This is a genomic window from Amorphus sp. MBR-141 (genome assembly GCF_053628695.1).
This window is the reverse complement of record NZ_JBRJGW010000003.1, coordinates 188,297-207,207: the sequence shown is the minus strand read 5'-3', so window position 1 is coordinate 207,207 and position 18,911 is coordinate 188,297. Positions and strand designations below refer to the sequence as shown.

General features: G+C 69.0%; 12 protein-coding genes and 1 pseudogene. 12 read left to right on the top strand and 1 reads right to left on the bottom strand.

From position 1 onward, the window contains the following. Positions 1-12 precede the first annotated feature (12 nt). The 12 genes and pseudogenes from ACSSVZ_RS05805 (at position 13) to serA (ending at position 17,396) form a co-directional block, all read left to right on the top strand. Positions 13-897: a cell envelope biogenesis protein TolA gene (locus ACSSVZ_RS05805; protein WP_453968844.1), complete on the top strand. Its 885-nt coding sequence runs from the start codon at positions 13-15 to the stop codon at positions 895-897. A gap of 180 nt (positions 898-1,077) precedes the next feature. Continuing rightward, complete coding sequence (gene tolB / locus ACSSVZ_RS05800; RefSeq protein ID WP_453968984.1) at positions 1,078-2,421, top strand: Tol-Pal system beta propeller repeat protein TolB; 1,344 nt, start codon at positions 1,078-1,080, stop codon at positions 2,419-2,421. A 330-nt stretch (positions 2,422-2,751) separates the two neighbouring features. Further along, entirely contained in the window at positions 2,752-3,234 is a 483-nt protein-coding gene (gene pal / locus ACSSVZ_RS05795) for a peptidoglycan-associated lipoprotein Pal (RefSeq protein WP_453968843.1), read from the top strand. A 228-nt stretch (positions 3,235-3,462) separates the two neighbouring features. Next, the gene (gene ybgF, locus ACSSVZ_RS05790; protein WP_453968841.1) at positions 3,463-4,341 is read left to right on the top strand and encodes a tol-pal system protein YbgF; all 879 of its coding nucleotides are present in this window, start codon (positions 3,463-3,465) and stop codon (positions 4,339-4,341) included. After that, a pseudogene (gene tilS, locus ACSSVZ_RS05785) lies at positions 4,325-5,395 on the top strand (tRNA lysidine(34) synthetase TilS); the annotation flags it as partial. The gene ybgF and the pseudogene tilS, both read left to right, overlap by 17 nt. A gap of 562 nt (positions 5,396-5,957) precedes the next feature. Beyond that, on the top strand, positions 5,958-7,889 hold the full coding sequence (gene ftsH, locus ACSSVZ_RS05780) for an ATP-dependent zinc metalloprotease FtsH (RefSeq protein ID WP_453968840.1): 1,932 nt from the start codon (positions 5,958-5,960) through the stop codon (positions 7,887-7,889). Between the two features lie 410 nt (positions 7,890-8,299). Next, on the top strand, positions 8,300-9,640 hold the full coding sequence (gene glmM, locus ACSSVZ_RS05775; RefSeq protein WP_453968839.1) for a phosphoglucosamine mutase: 1,341 nt from the start codon (positions 8,300-8,302) through the stop codon (positions 9,638-9,640). Between the two features lie 141 nt (positions 9,641-9,781). Next, entirely contained in the window at positions 9,782-10,540 is a 759-nt protein-coding gene (locus ACSSVZ_RS05770) for an outer membrane protein (RefSeq protein ID WP_453968838.1), read from the top strand. A gap of 208 nt (positions 10,541-10,748) precedes the next feature. Beyond that, positions 10,749-12,401 (top strand): inorganic phosphate transporter, encoded by a 1,653-nt coding sequence (locus ACSSVZ_RS05765; RefSeq protein WP_453968837.1) that lies wholly within the window; start codon positions 10,749-10,751, stop codon positions 12,399-12,401. A 358-nt stretch (positions 12,402-12,759) separates the two neighbouring features. Further along, the gene (locus ACSSVZ_RS05760; protein WP_453968836.1) at positions 12,760-14,187 is read left to right on the top strand and encodes an alanine/glycine:cation symporter family protein; all 1,428 of its coding nucleotides are present in this window, start codon (positions 12,760-12,762) and stop codon (positions 14,185-14,187) included. A gap of 311 nt (positions 14,188-14,498) precedes the next feature. Further along, a complete protein-coding gene (locus tag ACSSVZ_RS05755) occupies positions 14,499-15,677 on the top strand; it encodes a phosphoserine transaminase (RefSeq protein ID WP_453968835.1) in 1,179 nt (392 codons plus the stop codon). Between the two features lie 132 nt (positions 15,678-15,809). Next, complete coding sequence (serA, locus tag ACSSVZ_RS05750; protein ID WP_453968834.1) at positions 15,810-17,396, top strand: phosphoglycerate dehydrogenase; 1,587 nt, start codon at positions 15,810-15,812, stop codon at positions 17,394-17,396. Between the two features lie 106 nt (positions 17,397-17,502). Here serA and ACSSVZ_RS05745 read toward each other — a convergent pair whose 3' ends face one another. Next, positions 17,503-18,843 carry a phophatidylserine decarboxylase associated domain-containing protein gene (locus ACSSVZ_RS05745; protein ID WP_453968833.1) on the bottom strand — a complete coding sequence of 447 codons (1,341 nt, stop codon included), beginning with the start codon at positions 18,841-18,843 and terminating at the stop codon, positions 17,503-17,505. Positions 18,844-18,911: the final 68 nt, after the last annotated feature.

Here is an 18,911-nt window from a genome sequence, read left to right as displayed (position 1 = left end):
GACGCGGAGTCCATGGCGGCCAAGCCGATGGAGATGTTCCCGGTCGAGCTCGTCACCATCGGCGAGGTGACCGACATCTCCAAGGGCGCGCCGACCGCTCCCGTCGAGCCGGAGCCAAAGCCGGATCTGGAGACCGTCGAGGCCAAGACCGAGGCCGACACCGCCGGCGAGACAAAGAAGGCGGCCGACAAGCCGGCCGAGCGCGAGAACCCGTCGAAGGCGGAATCCGCGGCGCCGCTTCCGAGCGAGCAGGCCGCCGCCCCGGCGGAAGACGCGGCCGAGCCGGAGGCCGAAGCGGAGCCCGAGCCGACGCCCGCTCCCCAGCAGGAGGCCGAAGCCGAACCGGAGCCCGAACCGACGCCGGAACCGGAGCAGCAGGCGGAAGCCGAACCGACGCCGACCACCAACGTGGTGCCGCGCGCCCGACCGACCCCGCCGCCGAAGCGGCCGCAGCCGACCCAGTCGGCGGCCAGCCAGACGAACGAGAGCTTCGACGCCGACCGCATTTCCGCGCTGCTCAACAAGGTCGAGCCCTCGGGCGGCGGCAGCGGCTCGTCGCGGGCCTCCGCCGGCATCCGCTCGGGCGGCACCAATGCGGCGATGACGATGACCGAACTCGACGCGCTCCGGGCCCAGATCCAGCGCTGCTGGAACCCGCCGGTGGGCGCCCAGGGCGCCGAGGACCTGATCGTGACGGTGCAGATGCAGCTGAACCAGAATGGAACCGTTTCCGGCTCGCCGGAGGTTATCAACTCGGGCTCCAACCCGTTCTTCCAGGCGGCGGCCGACAGCGCGCGGCGCGCCGTGCTGCGCTGCCAGCCCTACAATCTTCCGCTGGAGAAATACGACACCTGGCGCGAAGTCCGCGTCACCTTCGATCCGAGAGATCTCTTCTGAGGCCGCATGAACGGTCCGCCAGCGGCCGGCCATGCGCGGGATGAGGACAGGGGAAGCCGAGCTTCTGCCGCATTCCGCTCTCAAGTGTTGAAAACGATCACGTTCCTGACGCCCGGTCCCGCCCGGCCCGACGTCTCCGGGATCTAGAGGATGAGCTAGCCAATGGCTTTCGATATGACCCTGCCGGTTCTGCGCCGGTCCATCTTTTCCCCGAAGGGCTGGCGCCGCAGGGCCGCCGCGCTTGCGGCCGCCTTCCTCGGTGCCGTCGTGCCGGCCCAGGCGCTCGTGCAGATCGACATCACCCAGGGCCAGGTGGAACCGCTGCCGATCGCGCTGCCGACCTTCGGTTCGGCCGGCGGCGAGGCGGACCTCGCCAAGCAGATGACCCAGGTCATCGCCAGCGACCTGCAGCGGTCCGGGCTGTTCCGGCCCATCGATCCGACCGCCTACGTGGACCAGATCCTCGATGCGGCGGCGGTTCCGAACTTCGCCAACTGGCGCGCCATCGACGCCCAGGCGCTGGTCGCCGGCACGCTGACGCGCGAGGCCGACGGGCGGCTGAAGGCGGAATTCCGGCTGTGGGACGTGTTCGCCGGCGAGCAGATGATCGGCCAGCAATACTACACCCAGCCGGACAACTGGCGCCGGCTCGCCCATATCATCGCCGACGCGATCTACGAGCGCCTGACCGGCGAGAAGGGCTATTTCGACACCCGCGTGGTGTTCGTTTCCGAGACCGGACCGAAGAACGACCGCACCAAGCGTCTGGCCATCATGGACCAGGACGGCGCCAACGTGCGCTACCTGACCCGCGGCGACGAACTGGTGCTGACGCCGCGCTTCTCGCCGTCGACCCAGGACGTGACGTACATGTCCTACGGCGGCGGCGCGCCGAGCGTCTATCTGCTGAACATCGAGACCGGCGAGCGCGAGGTGCTGGGCAACTTCCCGGGCATGACGTTTGCGCCGCGCTTCTCGCCCAACGGGCGCGAGGTGGTGATGAGCCTCCAGCAGGAGGGCAACGCCAACATCTACGCCATGGACCTGGGGTCGCGGCGGACGACGCGGCTGACCAACTCCCCGTCGATCGACACCTCGCCGTCCTACTCCCCGGACGGCCGGCAGATCGTCTTCGAATCCGACCGCGGCGGCGCCCAGCAGCTCTACGTGATGGGGGCCGACGGCTCCAATCCGACGCGCATCTCGTTCGGCGACGGGCGGTACTCGACGCCGGTGTGGTCACCACGCGGCGACCTGATCGCGTTTACCAAGCAGGCCGGCGGACGCTTCGCCATCGGCGTCATGAAGCCGGACGGATCGGGCGAGCGGATTCTCACCGAGGGCTTCCACAACGAGGGCCCGACATGGGCCCCGAACGGCCGGGTGCTGATGTTCTTCCGCGAGACCCAGGGTGCCCAGGGTGGGCCGTCGCTCTACACCGTCGACATCACCGGCCACAACGAGATGCGGGTCAACACGGACACCTTCGCGTCCGATCCGGCCTGGTCTCCGCTGATGGACTGACGCCGGGGCGGGGCCGGTCCTGCGCCTCGCCGCCTGGCCCGGAACGAGGGCTGCGGCGCGCCCCACGGGGCGCGTTTCCATCGGCCGGCGCGGCCTGCGTGCCGGTCGCGGCCGTTTTGCCTCACCAGCGCCATGCTGCTATGCACGAAGAGGGTTTCGGGCCGGTCGGTACGCGCGGCGCACCGCGCGCAGACGTCTTACCGGCATTGATCGAACTTGGATCGAATTGGCGCAGTTAACCCTCTTTCTGAACCGACTTTTTACCACCGGATCCTAACGTCCCGCGCAAGATCGCTTCCGCTGGGGTGGGGGCAAAAGGAGCACTTGGAGATGGCTACCAATTTCGCACTGCGGAGCATCGGTCGCGCGGCGGTCGTAATTCTGATCGCGGCCGTGCTGGCCGCCTGTGCTCAGAAGCAGGAACAGCTGAACGGCCAGGCCGTCCCCGGATCGGCGCAGGACTTCGTCGTCAACGTCGGCGACCGGGTCTACTTCGCGGTGGACCAGACGGATCTGTCGAGCACGGCCCAGGCGACCCTCGACAAGCAGGCCCAGTGGCTGCAGCGCTACAACAAGTACACGATCACCATCGAGGGACACGCCGACGAGCGCGGCACCCGCGAGTACAACCTGGCGCTGGGCGCCCGTCGTGCCAGCTCGGTGCGGGCCTTCCTCGCCAGTCGCGGCGTTGCCCCGAACCGGATGCGCACCATCTCCTACGGCAAGGAGCGGCCGGTGGCCGTCTGTGACAACGAGTCCTGCTGGTCGCAGAACCGTCGTGCTGTGACCGTATTGGACAACGCCGGCAGCTAGACCACGATGACGTCCGGTCGTTTCGACCCGACGTCGGACCCCGTCGCGATCCAGGGCGCCTTCCGGCATCGGAGGGCGCCCGACCGCGTTTGGGCCGGTCGACCGCCGGCGGCGGGCCTCGTGGGAAAATGCTTTGGGCGGCCATGCGGGATTGGCGTAGGGTCGCCACGAGGCCCCGCGTTGACGGGGGACGCGCCGCCGCACCGATCGAGTTCGGGAGATCGAGAGATGCGAATGATGTTTGCACGCACTGCCCTGGTGGCGGCCGCCGCGGCCGCCACCTTCTCCGTCGCGCCTGTCGCGGCCGCCCCCGATGGCGGCATCCAGCTCGTCCAGTGGGGCAACAACAACCGCCAGCAGGGCGAGCTGACGCTGCGCATCAACCGGCTGGAAGACCAGATCCGCCAGCTGAATGGCCAGATCGAGCAGCTGTCCCACGCCACCCAGCAGATGCAGGACCAGATGCGCCGCATGCAGGAGGACAACGAGTTCCGCCTGCAGCAGCTGGAAGGCGGCAAACCGCGCCGGCAGAATTTCGAGGACGCGCCGCCCGCCGCGGGATCGCAGCGCGACGCCGCCCTCGACGATCCGCAGACGACCGGCTCGATCGGCGCGGCCGAGCCCGGCAGCCCGCTGGACCTGTCGGCGCTGGCGCGCGGCGACATCCTCGGATCGGCGATCGGCCAGGCGGCCTCGCCCAGCTATTCCGAGCCGCCGAGCGCGTCGGCGACCACCGACTACGAGGCGGCCTACGCGCTGGTCATGGCCGGTAAGTACGAGGCGGCCGAGCGGGCGTTCCGCGCCTTCGTCGCCGCCCATCCCGACGACCCGCGGGCCGGCGACGCCGAGTTCTGGATCGGCGAGGCGCTGCTGCAGTCGGGTAAGCATTCCGAGGCCGCCGAGGCGTTCCTGAAGAGCTACACGGAGCATCCCGACAGCGACAAGGCCCCCGACAGCCTGCTGAAGCTCGGCATGGCGCTGTCCGGCATGGGCGAGAGCACCGCGGCCTGCTCGTCGTTCTCCGAACTGCTGTCGAGCTATCCGTCCGCCGACCCGTCGCTGCTCGACCGCGCGCGCCAGGAGCGCCAGCGTGCCGGCTGCGCCTGACCCCGGACCGAGCGACGCCCGGCCGATCGCGGCCGACGAACTGGGCGGGCTGTTTGCCGCTGCGGCCGGACACCGGCGGGTGGTGCTGGCGGTGTCCGGCGGCAGCGATTCCATGGCACTGATGGCGCTCTACCGGGCCTTCCGCAATGCCGACCCGACCGCTCCCGAGGCGGTCGTCGCCACCATCGACCATGGCCTGCGGGCCGAAGCGGCCGACGATGCGCGCTTCGTGCTGGAGGCGGCCGCCGCCTGCGGCTTCGCGGCGGTGACGCGGCGCTGGGAGGGCGACAAGCCCGCCGCCGACATCCAGGCCGCCGCCCGGGCCGCCCGCTACGGCCTGCTCGCGGCGGTGGCGCGCGACGCCGGCGCGACGGCGATTCTCACCGCCCACACCCTCGACGACCAGGCCGAGACGGTCCTGCTGCGGCTGGCGCGGGGCTCCGGCGTGAAGGGCCTGTCGGCGATGGCGCCGGTGCGGCGGCTGGCGGCCGGCCCGGAAGGCGGCCCGTCGGACCAGGACGGACGTCGGGCGGAGACATCCGACGGCGGCGTCGCCCTGGTGCGGCCGCTGCTCGGCGTGCCCCGGGCGCGGCTGCGCGCCACCCTTTGCCGCGACGGCATCGGCTGGCGCGACGATCCCTCCAACGAAAACGATCGCTTCGCCCGGGTGCGCATGCGCCGGCTGATGCCGGCGCTCGCCGCCGAGGGCCTCGACGCCCGCCGGCTCGCCGCCACCGCCGGCCGTCTCGCCCGCGCCGACGCGGCGATCGACGCGATGGTCGAGGCGCTGGCGGCAACGGCGCTGCAAGCGGACGCGTTCGGCGTGCTGGCGCTCGACGTGGCGGCGTTCGCCGCCGCGCCGGAGGAGGTGCGGCTGCGGCTGCTGGCGCGGATGCTGGGCTGGGCGGGCGGCGGCGACGTCGGGCCGCGGCTGGAGCGGCTGGAGCGCGCGGCGGCGGCGATCGAGGCGGGGGGGGCCGCGCGGTTCACCTTGGCCGGCGCGCTTCTGACCCTCGCCCACGGCCGGCTCGTCGTCTGCCGGGAGGCCGGGCGGGGCGGGCTGGCGGACATGGCGCTTGCTCCGGGGACGAGCGGCGTCTGGGACGGACGCTGGCGGGTGCGGCTCTCCGACGCGGCCCCCGAGCCGGTCACCGTGCGGGCGGTGGGATCCGCCTGGCGCAAGCTTGCGCCGCCAGACTGGCGCTCGGCATCGGCCGGAATGGCGGTGGTTCCGGGGATCTTTTGCGGCGAGGGCCTTGTTGCGGCGCCCGCGTTCGGCCACTTTGCCGCGCATGAATGGCGCGGTGCCGTTGCGGCGGACTTCGCCACCCCGCCGCCGGGGCGCTGACGTTAACCGTTCGGCCGCGTCGGCGCGGGCACGGCGCGCCGCGGAATCGCGACGATCCGCCTTGGCACGGGCAGACCGGAACCCTATCTTTCCGGCCAGAGCCTTTCCCGATCAGGTGTCTGCACCGATCGGCGGGAAACGGCTCCGGCTTCACCGAGCTGAGCAATTCCTCTTCGGTCAGGTCCATCGATCTGAACGGGAAGCGCCTTGAGACGGCACCCGGCCTGGTGCCGATCGCGTAAAGAAGACGGGCTGCGAAAGGGCCGTGATGAACAACACGTTTCGCAATTTTGCGCTCTGGGTGATCATCGGCTTGTTGCTGATCGCCCTTTTCCAGCTCTTTCAGAGCCCGAGCCAGCGCACCAACAGTTCCGAGATTTCCTTCTCGCAGTTCCTGGACGAGGTGGGGCAGGGCAACGTGCGGGCGGTGACGATCACCGACCAGCAGATCGCCGGCAAGTACAACCACGGCGGGGCGTTCCAGACCTACGCGCCGAGCAACGCCAGCTACATCGACAAGCTCGAGACCAGCAACGTCGCCATCACGGCGAAGCCGGCCAACGAGGGCTTCTCGCTGCTCGGCATCCTGGCCACCTGGTTCCCGATGCTGCTGATCCTCGGCATCTGGCTGTTCCTGATGCGCCAGATGCAGGGCGGGGCCGGCGGCAAGGCCATGGGGTTCGGCAAGTCGAAGGCGAAGCTTCTGACCGAGGCGCACGGGCGCGTCCTGTTCGAGGACGTCGCCGGCGTCGACGAGGCCAAGGAAGACCTGCAGGAGATCGTCGACTTCCTGCGCGATCCGCAGCGCTTCCAGCGCCTCGGCGGCCGCATCCCGCGCGGCGTGCTGCTGGTCGGCCCTCCCGGCACCGGTAAGACGCTGCTCGCCCGCGCCATCGCCGGCGAGGCGAACGTGCCGTTCTTCACCATCTCCGGCTCCGACTTCGTCGAGATGTTCGTCGGCGTCGGCGCCAGCCGCGTCCGCGACATGTTCGAGCAGGCGAAGAAGAACGCGCCCTGCATCATCTTCATCGACGAGATCGACGCGGTCGGCCGCCATCGCGGCGCCGGCCTCGGCGGCGGCAACGACGAGCGCGAGCAGACCCTCAACCAGCTCCTCGTGGAGATGGACGGCTTCGAGCCGAACGAGGGCATCATCCTGATCGCGGCGACCAACCGTCCGGACGTGCTCGACCCGGCGCTGCTGCGCCCGGGCCGGTTCGACCGGCAGATCGTCGTCCCGAACCCGGACATCGTCGGTCGCGAGAAGATCCTGAAGGTGCACGTGCGCAAGGTGCCGCTGGCGCCCGACGTGGACCTGAAGACGCTCGCCCGCGGCACCCCCGGCTTCGCCGGCGCCGATCTGATGAACCTCGTCAACGAGGCGGCGCTGATGGCGGCCCGGCGCAACAAGCGCCTGGTCACCATGCAGGAGTTCGAGGATGCCAAGGACAAGGTGATGATGGGCGCGGAACGCCGCACCCTGGTGATGAGCGAGGAAGAGAAGAAGCTCACCGCCTATCATGAGGCGGGCCACGCTCTCGTCGCCCTGCACATGCCGGCCTCCGATCCGATCCACAAGGCGACGATCATTCCGCGTGGTCGCGCGCTCGGCATGGTGATGCGGCTGCCGGAACGCGATCAGCTGTCGCTCACCCGGGCGAAGTGCAAGGCGGATCTCGCCGTCGCCATGGGTGGCCGCGTCGCCGAGGAGCTGATCTTCGGCCACGAGAAGGTCACCTCCGGCGCCTCGGCCGACATCCGCATGGCGACCAAGCTGTCGCGGGCGATGGCGACGCAGTTCGGCATGTCCGACAAGCTCGGGCCGCTGATGTACGGCGAGAACGAGGAGGAAGTCTTCCTCGGCCACGCCGTGGCGCGCCAGCAGCACGTCTCGGAGACGACCCAGCAGGTCGTGGACGAGGAGGTGAAGAGCTTCGTCAACGCCGGCTACGAGACCGCCCAGGCGGTGCTGCAGGCCAACATCGACCAGCTGCACACCATCGCCAAGGGACTGCTCGAGTATGAGACGCTCAGCGGCCAGGAAATCCGCGATCTCCTGGAGGGCAAGCCGCCCGTCCGCGAGAGCACGGACGACACGCCGAAGGGACCGCGGGCGGCCACCGTGCCGTCGACCGGCGGCACCCGCGAGAAGGGCGACCGGGGCGAACCCGGCGGCCTGGAGCCGCAGCCCCAGGGCTGACCGGCTCCGTCTCGAAGACACGACAACCGCGAAAAGGCCGGGCAAGCGCCCGGCCTTTTTCGTCTGCGGCCCTCTGCGGCCCTCTGCGGCCGGCTGCGTCCGGACCGATCTCGGCGGAAGGCGACGGAGCCGCACACTCGGTTGCAGACGGCGCTCTCGGGAACCAGAGCGCTGTAACAAAAGCCGATAAAAAGTGAGACGGTTGGCGGGACAGGCGGCCCCGTCTCGGGCTATCCCTATCCGGCTCGCGTCCCCGGACGAATCTTTCACGGAGCGTCCCGGGTGCCCGGGACGCCGCGAACCAACGGCGGGCATCGGCCGTTTCCGGCCGGGCGCCTTCCGCCAGCGGAGCGAGCCATCGGACCGGCCCGGCCGTCCGATCAGACAACGGACAGAGGACTCTCGGGTAGATGGGCACTTTCTTCGGGACCGACGGCATCCGCGGCGAGGCCAACCGCTGGCCGATGACGCCGGACATCGCGCTGAAGGTCGGCATGGCGACGGGCCTGGCGCTGCTCAACGGCGACGACCAGCACCGCGTGGTCATCGGCAAGGACACCCGGCTGTCGGGCTACATGCTAGAGAACGCCCTCGTCGCCGGCTTCACCGCGGTCGGCGTGGACGTGTTCCTGCTCGGCCCGGTGCCGACGCCGGCGGTGGCGATGCTGACGCGGTCGCTGCGCGCCGACATCGGCGTGATGATCTCCGCCTCCCACAACAAGTACGACGACAACGGCATCAAGATCTTCGGCTCCGACGGCTACAAGCTGTCGGACGAGGTGGAGCTGGAGGTCGAGCGGCTGATGCAGGAGGACCTCTCCAAGCGGCTGGCGACGGGCGCCGACATCGGCCGGGCGCAGCGCCTCGACGGCGTCCGCGACCGCTACATCGAGTACATCAAGCGCAGTTTTCCGCGCAATCTTAGCCTCGACGGCATCCGGGTGGTGGTCGACTGCGCCAACGGCGCCGGCTACCGCGTGGCCCCCGAGGCGCTGTGGGAGCTGGGCGCCGAGGTGGTGCCGATCGGCAACCAGCCGAACGGCACGAACATCAACACCGACTGCGGCTCGACCTCGCTCACCCAGGTGCGCGAGAAGGTGCTGGAGGTGCGCGCCGACATCGGCGTGGCACTGGACGGCGACGCCGACCGGCTGATCGTCATCGACGAGAAAGGCCAGCCCGTCGACGGCGACCAGCTGCTGGCCGTCATCGGCGGCTCGTGGAAGGAGGCCGACCGGCTGTCCGCGCCGGGCCTCGTCGCCACGGTGATGTCCAATCTCGGGCTCGAGCGCTACCTGAACGGGCTCGGCCTGTCGCTGGCGCGCACCCGCGTCGGCGACCGCTACGTGGTCGAGCACATGCGCGCCCACGGCTTCAATCTCGGCGGCGAACAGTCGGGCCACATCGTGCTGGCCGACTATTCGACCACCGGCGACGGCCTGCTGGCGGCGCTGGAGATCCTGTCGGTCGTGGTCGGAACCGGCAAACCGGTGTCGGAGGTCTGCCACCGCTTCGAACCGGTGCCGCAGATCCTGAAGAACGTGCGCTACAACGGCGGCAAGCCGCTGGAGAACGACATCGTGCTGAAGGCCATCGACAGCGGCCGCGACCGGCTCGGCAACGCCGGCCGGCTGGTGGTGCGCCCGTCCGGCACCGAGCCGCTGATCCGGGTGATGGGCGAGGGCGACGACGCCGGGCTGGTCCAGGCGGTCGTCGACGACATCGCGACGGCGGTGGTCCAGGCCGCCTGATCGCCGCCGGGCCTTGTGGTCCGGCGCGCCGCGGGCGGACGTGGTTAACAAACACGGTTAACGCCGAATTAACGCCCTTCGCCCCACTGTGGCGGACCGATCGAATCGATCGCTCGTCACCGGTGGGTCGAAGGAGCCGTGATGCACCGCCACGCATGTAAACTGCTCGCCGCGGCAATCGTCGCGCTGGTTGTCCCGGGCGGGGGAGCCGCCGCGTCCGACGTCGATGCGACCGCCGACGTGCCGGTGTTGCAGCACACCGACGACATCCTTCCCGACGAGGTGGAGCGGCGCGGCGCCTACGTGCGCTTCGACGTCGGCGGCATCTGGTCGCCCTCGCCCGGCGTGTCCGTGGTCGACGCACCGGCGGGCCTGGGGACCGTCGACACCGGCACGCTGGACGCCCAGGTGAGCGTCGGCGGCGGCGTCGGCTACCGCTTCTCCAACTGGTTCCGGAGCGATCTCACCGTCGCCTACGCGCCCGGCCGGGACTTCTCCGCCGATACCAGCGGCACGGCCGGCAGCGGCGCCGTTTCCGGCTCGCTGACCTCCACCGCGCTGCTCGCCACCGCCTATGCGGAGTTCGCGCCCGAATCCTGGATCCGGCCCTATGTCGGGGGTGGTCTCGGCGTGGCGAACCTGTCGCTCGATTCCGTCGCGCAGCGCATGCCGGCGGGCGGGACGACGTCGTTCGCCGACAACTCCGAATGGAACCTGGCCTGGTCGGTCGCCGCCGGCGTGACCCTCGATCTCTCCGAGGCCGTCGAGCTGGACGCCGGCTACCGCTACGTCAATTTCGGCGACGCCAAGACCGGCACCGGCTCGAACGGCAGCCGCGTCACCCTCGACGGCGTCGATGGCCACGAGCTGCGCTTCGGCATCCGCTACCTGTTCCGTTAGGTCCTTTTCCGATCAGGTGGAAACACCTGATCGATAAGAAATGGCTCCAGAATCAATGCCTTGAGCAAATCCCTTCTCGGTCTGCTCGTTTCGGTCTGAACGGGAAATGCTCCCGATCACCATGGCGTCGGCCCGGATCGGCCCGTCATTTGGCCGTTACAGCGAAGCTGCATGACCCTGAGACCAAAGTGGGATCGGGGGATCATCCATGCAGACGCACGCGACAGCCGCCACCGTTGATGAGGTATCGTCTGCGGACACCGAGCCCCGCGTCGTTCTCGATCGCGAGAACAAGGGGAGAACGGGGCTGGTTCTTTTCCTGCTCGTCCTGGCCGGCGGCTGCGCGTTCGTGATCTGGTCGGTCCTGCACGACATGGTCGCCAGCGGGATGACGACGCTCACGATCATCCCGTTTCTCTTCCTGCTCCTGGCGCTCCTGATCGCCCTCGGCTTCGAATTCGTGAACGGCTTTCACGACACCGCGAACGCCGTGGCGACGGTCATCTACACCAATGCGCTGCCCGCGCATTTCGCGGTGGTCTGGTCCGGATTGTGGAACTTCCTCGGCGTTCTGGTCTCCTCGGGCGCGGTGGCGTTCGGGATCATTTCACTGCTGCCGGTCGAACTCATCCTCAACGTCGGCTCGTCCGCAGGCATGGCGATGGTCTTCGCCCTGCTGATCGCGGCGATCATCTGGAACCTCGGCACCTGGTACATGGGTCTGCCGGCGTCGTCGTCGCACACGCTGATCGGCTCGATCATCGGCGTCGGTCTTGCCAACCAGATCCTGCACGGTCTGAGCGGCACCTCGGGCGTCGACTGGAGCCAGGCCGTCAAGATCGCCTACTCGCTGCTGCTCTCGCCGGTGGTCGGCTTCGTGGCCGCGGGTCTGCTCCTGATCACGCTCAAGGTGCTGGTGAAAAATCCGGAACTCTACCGCGAGCCGAAGCGGAAGAAGGCGCCGCCGTGGTGGATCCGCGGGCTGCTCGTGCTGACTTGTACCGGCGTGTCCTTTGCCCACGGGTCCAACGACGGACAGAAGGGCATGGGACTGATCATGCTGATCCTGATCGGCATCGTGCCGACCACCTACGCGCTGAACAGGGCCGTCTCCCCGGCCGACATGGCGCAGTTCCGGGCCCTTGCCCAGGTGACGGCGGCGTCGCTGACCAATATTGAGGGCAGCGGCGCGGCGGGCACGGGTGCCGTCGAGGCGACCGGCGATCCGCGGGAGGTGCTGACGGCCTACGTCCGCGACCGCACGTTGTCTCCGGCTACGGTTCCGGCGCTTGCGGACATCACCCGGGAGCTGGCGGTGACGGTGGAGCACACCGCCACCCTGGCGGACGTGCCGGCAGCCGCGGTCTCGAACGTCCGCAACGACATGTACCTCGCCTCGGAGACCATCCGGGTGATGCTGAAGACCGGCGAGCCGAAATTCGACGCCAAGACGCACCAGAACCTGGTGGCCTTCGAGCGGTCGCTCGACGAGGCGACCAAGTTCATACCGCTGTGGGTGAAGATCGCCGTGGCCATCGCGCTTGGGCTCGGCACGATGGTCGGGTGGAAGCGCATCGTCGTCACCGTCGGCGAGAAGATCGGCAAGACCCATCTGACCTATGCGCAGGGCGGCTCGGCGGAGCTGGTGGCGATGGCAACCATCCTGGCGGCCGATCAGTACGGCCTTCCCGTGTCCACCACCCACGTGCTCTCGTCGGGCGTGGCCGGCACGATGGCGGCAAACGGCTCGGGGCTGCAGATGTCGACGGTGCGCAACCTGGCGCTCGCCTGGGTGCTCACGCTGCCGGCCGCGATCACCCTGTCCGGGACGATCTACGTGCTTCTCCTGCAAATCATGTAGCGCCTGGCCGGCCCCGACCGGGGCCGCCTCCCAAACCGGTTGGCCTGCCCCGGGTCTCCGGCCAGCCGATCGGCCGCGTGGCCGGCTTCAGCACCGGCCGCGGCGGTCATGTCGCCCGCCTCGCCGGCCGGCGAGGCCGCCATTTTCCATGTCGCGCAAAGGACTTGGAAGCGGCGGCGCGAGCGGTCTATGATTGCGGCGAAACTTTGTCGGGAGTGTTCGGCGAAACCGACCTGATGTCCGCCGGGACCGGGCCTCGGTCGCCGTTCGGAAATCGCTTCGGCGCAGCAGCCTCCCCGCGCCGACCGTCTGCCCGCGCATCCTGATCGTCCGTACGCGTAAGAGGAGAGGCTCCCCCGTGTCCACCATCATCGATTTCCTGAACACGATCTTCTGGGGCTACGTCCTGATCTACGGCCTTCTGGCGGTCGGGGTGTACTTCACGCTGCGCCTCGGCTTCCTGCAGTTCGCGCATTTCCCCGAGATGTTCCGGGCGGTGCTTGGCACCGGCGAAAGCGACAAGTCGGGCATCACGCCGTTCCAGGCGCTGTGCACCAGCCTTGCCTCGCGGGTGGGCACCGGCAATCTCGCCGGCGTCGCGGTGGCGCTCTATCTCGGCGGGCCCGGGGCGATCTTCTGGATGTGGATGGTGGCGCTGGTCGGCATGGCGACGGCCTACTCGGAATCCACGCTGGCGCAGCTCTACAAGGTGAAGAACGAGGAGGGCCAGTATCGCGGCGGCCCGGCCTTCTACCTGGCGCGCGGGCTCGGCGTGCCGTGGGCGGGCGCCATCTTCTCGGTCTGCCTGATCCTGTCGTTCGGGCTGATCTTCAACGCGGTCCAGGCCAATTCCATCGCCGATGCCATGCAGGGCGCCTACGGCGTGCCGAAGGTGGCCGTCGGGCTGGTCGTCGCGGCGATCTCCGGCGTGGTGATCTTCGGCGGCATCCGGCAGATCGCCCGCGTGGCGGAGATCATCGTGCCGTTCATGGCCGGCGCCTACCTGCTGCTGGCGATCTTCGTGCTGATCGTCAACATCGCCGACGTGCCGGCGGTGCTCGGCTCGATCTTCGCCAGCGCCTTCGGCCTGCAGGAGGCGGCGGGCGGCGTCACCGGCGGCGTCATGGCGGCGATGATGAACGGCGTCAAGCGCGGCCTGTTCTCCAACGAGGCGGGCATGGGCTCGGCGCCGAACATCGCGGCGGTCGCCACCCCCGACCCGCACCACCCGTCGTCCCAGGGCCTGGTGCAGGCGCTGGGCGTGTTCATCGACACGATCCTGATCTGCACCGCGACGGCCATCATGATCCTGCTGTCCGGCGTGCTGGATCCGGGCAACGGCGTCACCGGCACCCAGCTCACGCAGGATGCGCTGTCGGCGCAGATCGGCGGCTTCGGCGACGACTTCATCGCCATCGCGATCTTCTTCTTCGCCTTCACCTCGATCATCGGCAACTACTCCTACGCGGAGAATGCCATGACCTTCCTGGGCTTCGGCGGAAAGGTGCCGCTCAGCGTCCTGCGGCTGGCGGTGCTGGCGATGGTCGTGTGGGGCGCGATCCAGAGCGTGGCCACCGTGTTCAACGCGGCCGATGCCTCGATGGGCCTGATGGCGACGATCAACCTGATCGCCATCGTGCTGCTGTCGGGCACTGTCGCCAAGCTGACGCGCGACTACTTCGCCCAGAAGAAGGAGGGCAAGGTGCCGCGCTTCCACGCCGCCAGCTACCCCGAACTCGCCGGCCAGATCGACGAGAACATCTGGTCGGAGACCGATCCCGGCTAAGGCAGGCCGGCCCGGCCGCGGGCGCACCGCCTGCGCCTTTCGCCCGGTGGCCGACCGGCCGCCGGGACGCCACGCCTGCGGCGGAGTGACGCAGGCGTGCGCGGTCCGCTGTGCCGCGCCGGGATTCGACGGCAGCCCGCGGCCATTGCGGGATCCGGAGCACCTCGCATCCGGCCCTTCGGCACCGGCCGGGCCCGGTAAAGTGGGAACCCCGCCGCGAGATCCGCTTGATTGCCGACCGGCTCAGGACTATCCCCATCGGCGGGACACCCTTCCCCAACGAAGGGCAGACTATCTGAGAGGATAGCTCCATGAGCACGACTGCCACGAAGCCGGACGTGCGTCCGGCCAATCCCAATTTCTCGTCCGGTCCCTGCGCCAAGCGACCCGGCTGGTCGCTCGAAGCGCTTGCAGATGCAGCCCTCGGCCGCTCGCATCGCGCCAAGATCGGAAAATCCAAGCTCCTGCAGGCCATCGAAGACACGCGCGACGTTCTCGGCGTGCCGGCCGACTACAAGATCGGCATCGTGCCGGCGTCCGACACCGGCGCCGTCGAGATGGCCCTGTGGTCCATGCTGGGCGCCCGCGGCGTCGACATGGTCGCCTGGGAATCCTTCGGCGAAGGCTGGGTCACCGACGTCCAGAAGCAGCTGAAGCTGGCCGACTGCCGGATCCTCAAGGCCGGCTACGGCGAGATCGTCGACTTCGCCGAGATCGACTTCGACCGCGACGTGGTGTTCACCTGGAACGGCACCACCTCCGGCGTGCGCGTGCCGAACGGCGACGCGATCCCGGCCGACCGCGCCGGTCTCACCATCTGCGACGCGACGTCCGCCGCCTTCGCCCAGGACCTGCCCTTCGACAAGCTCGATGTGGTGACCTTCTCCTGGCAGAAGGTGCTCGGCGGCGAGGCGGCGCACGGCATGCTGATCCTGTCACCGCGCGCGGTGGAACGGCTGGAGAGCTTCTCCCCCGACCGTCCGCTGCCGAAGATCTTCCGCATGACCAAGGGCGGCAAGCTCAACGAGGGCATCTTCAAGGGCGAGACCATCAACACACCCTCGATGCTGTGCGTCGAGGACTATCTCGATGCGCTCGCCTGGTCGAAGTCGCTCGGCGGCAGGGAGGGCCTGTTCGCCCGCGCCGACAGGAACTTCGCGGTGCTGGACGCCTGGGTCGAGCGGACCCCGTGGGTCGCGAACCTCGCGGTGGACCCGCAGACGCGCTCCAACACCAGCGTCTGCCTGACCATCGTCGACCCGGCCGTCGCCGGCCAGCCCGAGGACGCCCAGGCGGCGTTCGCCAAGGCGCTGGTCTCGCGGCTCGACAAGGAAGGCGTCGCCTACGACATCGGCGCCTACCGTGACGCGCCCGCGGGTCTGCGGATCTGGGCCGGCGCCACCGTCGAGGTCTCCGACTTGGAAGCGCTGACGGCCTGGCTCGACTGGGCGTTTGCGGCCGAGAAGGCCGAGCTGGCCAAGGCCGCGTAGCGCGCGCCTGCCACCCGTGGATCGGTCGCCGGCATGGCCCGGCGGCCCGCGTCTTTCCCCTTTTCCTTTTCGCGCGCGACCGGGCCCGAGCCCCGAGCGTCGCCGCGCACTCTCATGAGAGGAGCGCCTGAGATGGCCCCCAAAGTCCTGATTTCCGACCAGCTTTCGCCGACCGCCGTCGACATCTTCAAGAACCGCGGCATCGAGGTCACCTACGAGCCGGACCTCGGCAAGGACAAGGACAAGCTCGCCGAGATGATCGGCCAGTTCGACGGCCTGGCCATCCGCTCGGCCACCAAGGTCACCGAGAAGCTGCTGGAGAACGCCACCAACCTGAAGGTGATCGGCCGCGCCGGCATCGGCGTCGACAACGTCGACGTGCCGACCGCCACCAAGAAGGGCGTGATCGTCATGAACACGCCGTTCGGCAATTCGATCACCACCGCCGAACACGCCATCGCGATGATGTTCGCCGCCGCCCGCCAGATCCCCGCCGCCGACGCCTCCACCCAGGCTGGCAAGTGGGAGAAGAACAAGTTCATGGGCGCCGAGATCACCGGCAAGACGCTGGGCGTGATCGGCTGCGGCAACATCGGCTCGATCGTGGCGGCGCGCGGCATCGGCCTGGCGATGCGCGTCATCGCCTTCGATCCGTTCCTGTCGGTCGACCGGGCGCTGGAGCTGGGCGTGGAGAAGGTCGAGCTCGCCGACCTCTTCAAGCGCGCCGACGTGATCACCCTGCACACGCCGCTGACCGACAAGACGCGCGACATCATCGACGCGGCGGCGATCGCGACGATGAAGGACGGGGTGATCATCATCAACTGCGCCCGCGGCGGCCTCATCGTCGAGGCGGACCTGCGGGCCGGGCTGGATTCGGGCAAGGTGGGTGCCGCCGGCGTCGACGTGTTCTCCGAGGAGCCGGCCAAGGAGAACGTCCTGTTCGGCGCGCCGAACCTGGTCTGCACGCCGCATCTGGGCGCCGCCACCACCGAGGCCCAGGAGAACGTCGCGCTGCAGGTCGCCGAGCAGATGGCCGACTACCTGCTGACCGGTGCCGTCACCAACGCGCTCAACATGCCGTCGATCTCGGCGGAAGAGGCGCCGCGGCTGATCCCGTTCGCCAAGCTCGCCGAGCAGCTGGGGTCGTTCGCCGGCCAGCTCACCGAGAGCGGCCTGCGCGGCATCCGCATCGAGTACGAGGGTGACGTCGCCGAGATGAACACCCGCGCCCTGACCTCGGCCGCCTTGACCGGGCTGATGCGGCCGCTGCTGCAGGACGTCAACGCGGTGTCGGCGCCGGCGATCGCCCGCGATCGCGGCATCAACGTCGAGGAAGTCCGCCGCGAGCAGCGCGGCGCCTACGAGAACTACATCCGCCTGACGGTGGTGACCGAACGCCAGGAGCGCTCGGTGGCCGGCACCGTCTTCACCGACGGCAAGCCGCGCATCATCCAGGTGAAGGGCATCAACATGGAAGCCGAACTCGGCGACCACATGCTGTACGTCACCAACGAGGACAAGCCGGGCTTCATCGGCCGCCTCGGCTCGACGCTGGGCGACGCCGGCGTCAACATCGCCACCTTCAACCTCGGCCGCGACTCGCGCGGCGGCGAGGCGATCTGCCTGGTGGAGATCGACGAGCCGGTGACCGCCGAGGTGCTGAAGGCGGTCAACGAGCTGCCGATGGTCACCCAGGTGAAGCAGCTCGCCTTCTGATTCCCCGTCTCTCCCAAGGCCTGCGAAGGCCGACTGCACGGCGGGCCCGCAAGGGCCCGCCTTTTTTTGTCGCGGGAGAGGATCAGGCCATCGACTGCGGAAAGCCTTACTTCAGGCTGGCGAGGTTGGAGCGCACTGCGACGTTGGTAGCGTCGAGGTTTGGCTTGTCGGTGACGGGCACCTGGAAGTCGAGCTCCACGCCCTTGCGGAACACCAGGCAGTGGGTGGAGCCGCCGAAATGGAACATGCCCACCTGGTCGCCGCGCTTCACGCGGTCGCCGGCCTTCACCGTGACCTCGCAGCTCGACACCTCGGCCATGCCGACCGGCACCATCGCCATCAGGCCGATGGCCGGATCGTCGGCGCGGATGAAGATGACGGCGCGGGCGGCGACCGAGGTGATGAAGGGCTGCGAGGCGTTCGGCGCCGAAGGGTCGGGAGCGTCGGAATAGATGCCCTCCCAGGGGCTTTCGAGATAGTAGGTGCCGTCGACGTTCGCGACCTTTTCGATCGTCCCGTCCACCGGGCTGTGCCAGCGGTGGTAGCTGAGCGCGCTCAGGAATGCCTGGTAGACCGTGCCGCCCGCGAACTCTGGCGCGAGCGGGTCGCCGTTCAGCATGTCTGACAGCGAATAGGGCTGGCCCTTGGCCCAGATGTTGTCCTCCAGCTCGACGCCGGTCTGCACCTGGAGCGGGGCGGATTCGCAGGCGTTGACGAGCACCGCGTCGCCGACCGGCCGCTGGCCTTCCTTGAACACCCGGGTGAAGAAGTCGTCCCACGAGGTGTAGCCGAGATAGGTCGGATCGTTCGGGTCCGGAACGGCGAAGATGTCCTCCAGCGTCTGGCCCTTCGGTGGGTTGGGGAACGGCTGCTGGGCGACCGACACCATCTGCTCGCGCGCCGGGGCGCTCAGCCAGGCGATGATCGCCGGGTCGCTCATGGGATCGTTTTCGGCCAGCACGTAGCGCGACGGCTCGCTGGTCAGGAACTGCGACCAGTAGGTCAGCACCCCCTTCATGCCGGCATTGAAGCTCCTGTCCTGGAAGACGGTGACGCCGGAGGCCGTTCCCATCGGCCAGTCGAGGATGGCGTTGATCGGAAAGCCGACCAGCCCCTGGGCCTCGTCGCTGCCCTTGTCCACGATGAACTCCGGCGCGATCGTCATGACGGCGTTGAGGAGCTGGAGAAACTCGTGCCAGCCGGTGACGGCAGGCGCGCCGGTGGGCTGATCCTTCGCGTAGGCGATCGCCTCGACGAACATCGCCTCGGTGGCGGCCCTCAGGATCGGATTTTCCTCGACCAGCGTCTGCAGCTCCCGGATCGGGACCACATAGTCGTCCGGACCGGTCCCGGCCGCGCGGTCCTTCAGGTTGAGGATCCATTTGCGGAGGGACTCCGCGTCGGCGGTGAGCCAGTCGCCCGGCCGTCTCCTGTTGGGTCGCGACATCAATCCCCCCTGTCCTCGACATGCCCCGTCGGATCAAAGCGGGCCGACCCGAAGGGACCGGCCCGGGC

What these genes read in the sequence shown, in the direction of transcription:
- pal (WP_453968843.1), top strand. Translation starts at nt 2,752, where the DNA reads ATGGCTACCAATTTCGCACTGCGGAGCATCGGTCGCGCGGCGGTCGTA.
- ACSSVZ_RS05765 (WP_453968837.1), top strand. Translation starts at nt 10,749, where the DNA reads ATGCAGACGCACGCGACAGCCGCCACCGTTGATGAGGTATCGTCTGCG.
- glmM (WP_453968839.1), top strand. Translation starts at nt 8,300, where the DNA reads ATGGGCACTTTCTTCGGGACCGACGGCATCCGCGGCGAGGCCAACCGC.
- ybgF (WP_453968841.1), top strand. Translation starts at nt 3,463, where the DNA reads ATGCGAATGATGTTTGCACGCACTGCCCTGGTGGCGGCCGCCGCGGCC.
- serA (WP_453968834.1), top strand. Translation starts at nt 15,810, where the DNA reads ATGGCCCCCAAAGTCCTGATTTCCGACCAGCTTTCGCCGACCGCCGTC.
- ACSSVZ_RS05805 (WP_453968844.1), top strand. Translation starts at nt 13, where the DNA reads ATGGCGGCCAAGCCGATGGAGATGTTCCCGGTCGAGCTCGTCACCATC.
- ACSSVZ_RS05745 (WP_453968833.1), bottom strand. Translation starts at nt 18,843, where the DNA reads ATGTCGCGACCCAACAGGAGACGGCCGGGCGACTGGCTCACCGCCGAC.
- ACSSVZ_RS05755 (WP_453968835.1), top strand. Translation starts at nt 14,499, where the DNA reads ATGAGCACGACTGCCACGAAGCCGGACGTGCGTCCGGCCAATCCCAAT.
- ftsH (WP_453968840.1), top strand. Translation starts at nt 5,958, where the DNA reads ATGAACAACACGTTTCGCAATTTTGCGCTCTGGGTGATCATCGGCTTG.
- ACSSVZ_RS05770 (WP_453968838.1), top strand. Translation starts at nt 9,782, where the DNA reads ATGCACCGCCACGCATGTAAACTGCTCGCCGCGGCAATCGTCGCGCTG.